This window comes from Pedobacter sp. HMWF019 (genome assembly GCF_003061025.1).
Lineage (GTDB): Bacteria > Bacteroidota > Bacteroidia > Sphingobacteriales > Sphingobacteriaceae > Pedobacter.
In genome coordinates, this window is sequence record NZ_QAIL01000573.1 from 1 (window position 1) to 7,302 (window position 7,302).

5 protein-coding genes are annotated in these 7,302 nt (G+C 41.6%); 2 read left to right on the forward strand and 3 right to left on the reverse strand.

Going from position 1 to position 7,302, the window contains the following annotated elements:
• The first annotated feature begins 83 nt into the window (after positions 1-83).
• Positions 84-1,061 carry a helix-turn-helix domain-containing protein gene (locus DBR11_RS27510; protein WP_108555744.1) on the forward strand — a complete coding sequence of 326 codons (978 nt, stop codon included), beginning with the start codon at positions 84-86 and terminating at the stop codon, positions 1,059-1,061.
• Positions 1,062-1,063: 2 nt separating this feature from the next.
• Here the strand turns inward: DBR11_RS27510 and DBR11_RS27515 are convergent, their stop codons facing one another.
• On the reverse strand, positions 1,064-1,798 hold the full coding sequence (locus DBR11_RS27515) for a LytTR family DNA-binding domain-containing protein (RefSeq protein WP_108555745.1): 735 nt from the start codon (positions 1,796-1,798) through the stop codon (positions 1,064-1,066).
• A gap of 314 nt (positions 1,799-2,112) precedes the next feature.
• On the opposite strand from DBR11_RS27515, the gene glmS reads away from it, so the two are divergent.
• Positions 2,113-3,951, forward strand: a complete 1,839-nt coding sequence (gene glmS / locus DBR11_RS27520; RefSeq protein WP_108555746.1) for a glutamine--fructose-6-phosphate transaminase (isomerizing) — start codon at positions 2,113-2,115, stop codon at positions 3,949-3,951.
• A 72-nt stretch (positions 3,952-4,023) separates the two neighbouring features.
• Here the strand turns inward: glmS and DBR11_RS27525 are convergent, their stop codons facing one another.
• Together DBR11_RS27525 and DBR11_RS27530 are read right to left on the reverse strand one after the other, a co-directional pair.
• A complete protein-coding gene (locus tag DBR11_RS27525) occupies positions 4,024-4,911 on the reverse strand; it encodes a PorP/SprF family type IX secretion system membrane protein (RefSeq protein ID WP_108555747.1) in 888 nt (295 codons plus the stop codon).
• 22 nt (positions 4,912-4,933) lie between these two features.
• The coding region (locus DBR11_RS27530; RefSeq protein ID WP_146186690.1) for an MBG domain-containing protein at positions 4,934-7,302 on the reverse strand (2,369 nt) is incomplete at its 5' end.

Below are 7,302 nucleotides of genomic sequence, written 5' to 3' on the forward strand. Positions count from 1 at the left end.
GTTTTACTATAGTAAAGTTACTCCAGAATTATAATTTAGGATTAATTAGTCCATTATCTTAATTTAGTACTCCTGTTTCGTATATGGCTCAAAGATATTATCCTTACACAAAACCTCCTGTTGAAGTTGTAAACTCGGTTCTGGACTTTTTATCCGGCTTCTCTCCTATGAGTAAAGAACTGAGATTGGCCTTTTTGGAGAGCGCTTTTGAGGTTTCTTTGAAAGCAGGGTCTTTTTTACTGAGGAAAGGGGAAACAAGCAGGTATTTTTACTTTTTAGTTAAGGGGATTGTTACAGGTTACAGAATAAAAGGAAGTAAAAAGTTAACTACTTTTATTTGTGTAGATGGAGAGTTTGTTGCTGCCATTGAGGGCATGTATGGAGATGTTCCAACTGTGGATAATATGCTCATTTCTTCAGACAGTTATCTGGTTGCTCTGAGGACAGAGGATCTTTTGAGTTTTTATGTTGATTTTCCTGAAATGAATGTGATCATGAGGAAAATCCTGGAGAGTTACTATACTATTGCTCATGAACGTTCGATTATGATCAGAATGGGAACTGCCAGGGAAAGGTATGAGTATTATTTAAAGAACCTTCCGGGGCCCTCAGACAAAGTTCCTGCAGAACTTGTTGCATCCTTTTTGGATATGAAAATATCCACGCTGGAAAAGATAAAAAAAGACATTGCTCAGTCAGACCGGAAATGCTGGTTTGTTAACGACGTTCATAAGTTAGAGAAAGCAATGATTGTAGATCGTTTATATCAGGAAAAGAGAATAACATTGAAAGCACTGGCTTTACATCTGGAGATGTCTGCTCACAAGTTGTCTTATTTACTCAATCACCATTATGAGAAAAGCTTTTCAGACTTTGTTAATTTTTTCAGAATAGACTACGTGAAAAAACAGCTGATGGATAAAAATAACTTCGAATATTTAACCATAGAGGCTCTTGGTGATTTGGCAGGCTTTTCTTCCAAAAGTACTTTTTTTGCAGCATTTAAAAAGGAGACAGGATACAGTCCGCTGGAATTTTTTAAGAACCAAAATTTGGAATAGGATTATTCCGGCAGGAGAGCACCTTTTTCTTTTTGTGTCCCAAACATTTCCTTCAGTGTTTTAAATAAACCCCTTCTTACCGGGATCACCTGTTTGTTGATTGTGATTCCTTTGCTGTTAAATGAAGTGACATGGTCCAGATTAACAAGGAAGGATTTGTGGACCCTAAGAAATTTATCCTGGGGCAAACGGGCTTCTATATCCTTTAGAATATCCCGGATCAAATAGTTTTTGTCTGGTGTAATTATTTTAGTATATAAACCATCTGCTTTGGCGATCAGGATGTTGTTAATCTCCAGTGGTACAACATAGCCTTTGTCGCGGATATGGAATGTTTCTTTATGAAATGTATTTTGCTCCTCTTTTTTTTGTGAATGATTGTTTAGTGCGAGGAACATGGTCGTTTTTAGAATATCTCTGTTGAAAGGCTTTACGATATAGCCCTGGGGATTGACTTGTTTTACTTGTTGCAGCATATTGTCATCGGTATAAGCCGAGCAGAAAATAATGGGTGTATCGTATTGTTTTTTTATAGATTCGGCAAGAACAATGCCGTTATCATTTCCCTTTATCAAGATATCCAGGAGTATAAGATCTACTTTATGGTTGGATAAAAATTCAAGACAGCTGGTTGAATTGTTAAATATGCCTGAAACACTATAACCTAGCAATGAAGTTAACTCAGCAATATTGCTGGCCAATTCTGGTTCGTCTTCAACTATAATGATTTTTTGCATGGCTATATTTTAAAAGCAAATCTAAATGATTCAGAGTATCTCTCGCTATTATTGCAAGTTTATGTAATGAAATGTGCTAAAATGTTAATGAAATGAAGTTTTTTTTTCGATTTGGAAATTACTTATTTTCTAGATTAGCCGCCTGCATCAGATGTTCTTTTTTGAAATGGTCAAGGTCTGATTCTAATGACCATTTGATGAAGTGGTTAATGAAAAAATGAGCGGATGTACATTGCTGATGTTAAGTAATTTATATAGATTTACAGCATCATTTAATTTAAAATTAATTCATAGAAATTATATAAAAAGAACTTATGTGTGGAATAGTAGGTTATATTGGTTATAGGGAAGCCTGGCCAATTGTTATAAAGGGATTAAAACGATTGGAATACCGGGGCTACGACAGTGCTGGAATTGCACTGATCAACGATGAGGGGATGAATATCTTCAAAAAGGCTGGTAAGGTGATTGAGCTGGAGAATTTTGCAGAAGGAAAGAATCTGTCTGGCACTATCGGAATTGGACATACCAGGTGGGCTACACATGGTGCACCTTCCGACCGCAACTCCCATCCTCACACTTCAAATGATGGTAAATTGAGTATCATCCACAACGGAATTATAGAAAATTACGCCACACTTAAAGAAGAGCTGGAGAGCAGAGGGCATGTATTTAAGAGTGACACAGATACTGAGGTCCTGATCCACCTGGTGGAAGATATTTATAAGTCTGAAGATGTAGATCTTCTGGAAGCAGTAAGGCTTGCACTTAACGAAGTGAGCGGCGCTTACGCCATTGTGATTATGGATCAGGATCAGCCAGACCAGCTGATTGCAGCTAGAAAAGGGAGTCCAATGGTTATTGGTGTTGGTGCAGGGGAGTATTTTATTGCTTCTGATGCGACACCTATTGTAGAATATACCAAAAATGTAATCTATTTGAATGATAATGAAATTGCGTTTTTAAAACGTGATGAATTGGTGATCAAGCGCCTGGATAATGTAGTTCAGACTCCATACGTTCAGGAATTGGAACTGAAGCTGGAGATGCTGGAAAAAGGGGGCTATGATCATTTTATGTTAAAAGAGATCTATGAACAACCACGTTCTATCCGGGATTGTATGAGGGGGAGGATCTATCCTTCTGAAGGTAAAGTACAGTTGGGTGGAATTAAGGAATACGCTGAGAAACTTAAAAACATAGACCGGATCATTATTGTAGCCTGTGGTACTTCCTGGCATGCTGGTTTGGTTGGAGAATACCTGATTGAGGAATATGCACGTATTCCTGTTGAGGTAGAATATGCTTCTGAATTCAGATACAGAAATCCGATCATCACTGAAAAAGATGTGGTTATTGCGATTTCACAATCAGGAGAAACGGCAGATACTATGGCGGCTATTGAAATGGCCAAAGAAAAAGGGGCAACTATATTTGGCGTATGTAATGTGGTAGGTGCTTCTATTCCGCGTATTACTCATGCAGGTGTCTATACGCATGCAGGCCCTGAGATTGGGGTGGCTTCGACCAAGGCATTTACTGCCCAGGTAACGGTATTGACTTTAATGGCATTTTATATGGCCCAGCAGAAAGGTACAGTAACCAATTCCAAACTGGTAGAACTATTAACCGAGCTTGACAATATTCCCCAGAAAATTGAAGCGGCCTTAAAATCAGATATCCTGATCAGAGAAATTGCTGAGAAGTTTAAAGATTCCAGAAACTGTCTGTTCCTGGGTAGGGGAAGTGGTTTCCCTGTTGCGCTTGAAGGGGCCTTGAAACTAAAAGAAATCTCTTATATCCATGCTGAAGGTTATCCTGCGGCGGAGATGAAGCATGGTCCTATTGCTTTAATTGACGAAGAAATGCCGGTTGTGGTCATCGCAACCAAAAATTCTTCCTATGAAAAAGTGATCAGCAATATTCAGGAAGTAAAAGCCAGAAAAGGTATCGTGGTGGCCATTGTTACGGAGGGAGATACCGAGGTTAAAAAGATGGCCGATTATTGTATTGAAATACCTGATGCAAGTGAAGCATTCCTACCCCTGTTGGCAACAATCCCTTTGCAATTGCTTTCTTACCACATCGCGGTATTGAGAGGCTGTAATGTGGATCAGCCAAGAAACCTTGCGAAATCTGTTACTGTAGAATAACGGAATTTTATCCATAAAAAAATGGCCGGTCTGAATATTTCAGACCGGCCATTTTTTTATGGATACTACTTATTACTTGAAACTGATCCTCAGATCGAGCTCAAAGCTTCCGTTGGTGTAATTGGTCAAAGCAGAAGTTTGGGTGGTATAGGTACCGCTGATCATATACTTGTTCTGGTAATCCATGCCCACTCCAAAAGTGGCATTTTTGGTGCTGTGGTATAGCCCCAAAAGAAAAACCTGTTGATTTGCAAAACCAAGCTGCGCTCCGGCATCCACGATATTACTGTGGTTCTTAACGCCTCTGAAGGCAACTTTGGGTTCTATTTGCGCTGGTTTTTCATCTGCATTTAAATTGATCTTGTAACTGATCGCACTGTAAAACGTGGCGACATCAGCCATCTTGATCTCATCCTTTTTGAAGAAGGTTTTCAAATTTGGAATGGATGCCTGGATGTTCAGGTTATTGCTGGTATAAGCCACCCCGAAATCTCCGTCAAGATAGGTTTTGCGATCGTTGTACTGTCCAACGGAAGGATCGTTCGGATCACCATTGATGTCGGCGGTTTCGAGCCTCTGGTTTAGAAAACCAAGGGATACCCCAAAATTCAGTTGCTGGCCATCTCCACTCAGCGGTAAGTGATATGCGTAACTGCCTACTACTCTTGTTTGCCTCAGCAGGCCCGCCTTTTCGTTGTAAACATTCAGCCCAATACCAACCTTCTGAAAGCCATAATCTGCGGTTACGTTTTGTGTAAGTGGTGCTCCGGGAACATTGTTCCAGAGTTTGCGATAGGCTGCATTTATTTTTACGCCTTGTGTATAACCGGCAAAGGCTGGGTTGATCAGGTATTGGTTGGTAAAGTATTGGGCACTTAAAGGGTTCAGCTGCGCTTTTGCAGCCGTTCCCATAATTGTGATTAGAACCAGGTTAATTAATATCTTTTTGATCGTGTTCATAATGTCTAAATCTTTGTATTAGTTAATTGTTTCTAACTACGGTAATGAATCCTTTTTGCTTTAACTGGCCAGTGCCAAAATCAATAATGTAGTAATAAGTGCCTTCCTGTAAGGGTACGCCATTATAGGTTCCATCCCAGGTGTTTTTATAGCTTTTCTGTCCAAACACGATCCGTCCAGCTCGGTCAAATACTTTAACTTCGTTGTTTGGATAAAGATCTATGTTCCTCACTACCCAAAGATCATTCTTGCCGTCTCCGTTAGGGGTTAAGATGTTTGTTGCATCGACAGCCTGGTAGTCAGAACGGACTTCAAGAGTAAAGCTCTCTGTCGTACTGCATCCGCTGGCATTGGTAGCGGTTACCGTATAAGTCGTGGTCACGCTTGGCCTTACGCTAAGTTTGGCTGTATTCTGGCCACCCAGGATACCAGATGCCGTGGCCCAGCTGTAGCTGGTTCCGCCTGTTGCTGTTAACTGGGCAGTTACACCTTTGGAAATACTCTTACCCTGGTCGCTGCTAATGGCCACTACCGGAAGCGGGTTAACTGTGATGGTGAATGTTGTACTGTAACTGTCTGTACCACCATTGGCCTGCCCGCCACTGTCCTTAACCGTAACAGTTAGGGTTGCTGTTCCGCTTGCGCCGTTTTTAACCTTATAGGTCAGCGTTCCGGCATTGCTGCCATTTTTGACAATATTCAGGCTTTCAAAAAGCACAGTATTTGTACTGCTGACGCTTAAAGTAGTGGTTTGTGCGCTTTCCGGTCCCGGACTGATGCCGGTTAATTTAATATTCTGAGATGTGGTCGTATAACAGATGGTCTGGTTTGCAATGTTGTTCAACGTTGGGATTTCGTTTACATCACTGATGTTGATCTGTAGTACTTTATCCAGGCTAAAACCATATTGGGTAGTGCTTCTCACCCGAATGCTGTAGCTGGACTTGGTTTCGTAATCAAGGCTTGCTGTTGTTTTGAGCTGATTTCCAGCGATGGCAAATAAAGCATTGTCTGTAGCTCCGGCTCCGCTCACCAAGGTATAGCTGAATGTAGCCAACGGATCGTCTGCAGTGCTGCTTAATGTACCTGCATTAGTGCCTGCAGGTCTGTTCTCGTATAAAGTAACGGCAGCCAGACTGATGCTTGTCGGATATCCTGGTTTCACTTTCAGGGTTCCGTCTACATAGGTGATGCTGTAGTTAGTTGCAACAGCTCCTGAGGCTTTGATTGGGTAATCTCCAATTGGACTGCTTGTTGTCGCAGTGGTGCTCAACATAGGGGCTGTAGTTAAGTTTGCACTGGTTTCCTGGTTGACAAAGCCGTCATAACTGGCTGTTAACGGAGGATTTGCTGTTCCTGCAAACTTCTCTTTATTGTCAGCAGTAATCACCAGTGCTGCGCGTGTGATGGCGAAATTGTTAGTAACAAAAGTAATGGTGTAGTTATTACCTGCACTTAGCGTTCCCTGGTTAATGGCATAAGCTGTGCCCACGTTTTCGCCTGTTGTTCTTGCTAGTTTACCGGTAAAGGTATCGCCTGCTTTAAGTGGTCCACCACTGGTGATGGTGTAAGCCAATGTTGGATCGGTTGAACCATATACTTTGTTTTGTCCTGCTGTTGCGGTTACTGTAATTGCTTTTGCAGTGATGGCAAAGTTATTCGAAACAAAAGTGATGGTGTAGTTTGTGCCAGCACTTAAAGTTCCCTGGCTGATGGCATAAGTGGTTCCGATATTCTCACCGGCAGTTCTTGCTAGTGCACCCGTGAAGGAGTCACCTGTTTTAAGTGGTCCACCACTGGTGATGGTGTAAGCGAATGTTGGATCAGTTGAAGCGTATACCTTGCTTTGTCCAGCAGCCGCAGTTACCGTAATTGGTTTTGCGGTGATGGCAAAGTTATCAGGAATGAAAGTGATGGTATAGTTGTTACCTGCGCTTAGTGTGCCCTGGTTGATGGCATAGGTGGTTCCTATGTTTTCACCAGCAGCTCTTGCGAGTGCACCTATGAAAGCATCACCTGTTTTAAGTGAGCCTCCACTAGTGATCGTGTAAGTCAATGTTGGATCAGTTGTGCCATATACTTTGCTTTGTCCTGCTGTTGCAGTAACTGTAATTGCTTTTGCAGTGATGGCAAAGTTGTCCGGAATAAAAGTGATGGTATAGTTTGTACCGGCACTTAAAGTTCCCTGGTTGATGGCATAAGTGGTTCCTATGTTTTCTCCTGCTGCTCTTGCAAGTGCTCCTGTGAAGGCGTCGCCTGTTTTCAATGGTCCACCGTTAGTGATCGTGTAAGCGAATAATGGGTCTGCTGTACCATATACTTTGCTTTGTCCTGCAGTTGCAGTAACTGTAATTGCTTTTGCAGTGATGGCAAAGTTATTCGAAACAAAAG

Bases quoted from the DNA above. Each gene is read 5' to 3' on its own strand.
- DBR11_RS27510 (WP_108555744.1), top strand. From the start codon at position 84: ATGGCTCAAAGATATTATCCTTACACAAAACCTCCTGTTGAAGTTGTA.
- DBR11_RS27515 (WP_108555745.1), bottom strand. From the start codon at position 1,798: ATGCAAAAAATCATTATAGTTGAAGACGAACCAGAATTGGCCAGCAAT.
- glmS (WP_108555746.1), top strand. From the start codon at position 2,113: ATGTGTGGAATAGTAGGTTATATTGGTTATAGGGAAGCCTGGCCAATT.
- DBR11_RS27525 (WP_108555747.1), bottom strand. From the start codon at position 4,911: ATGAACACGATCAAAAAGATATTAATTAACCTGGTTCTAATCACAATT.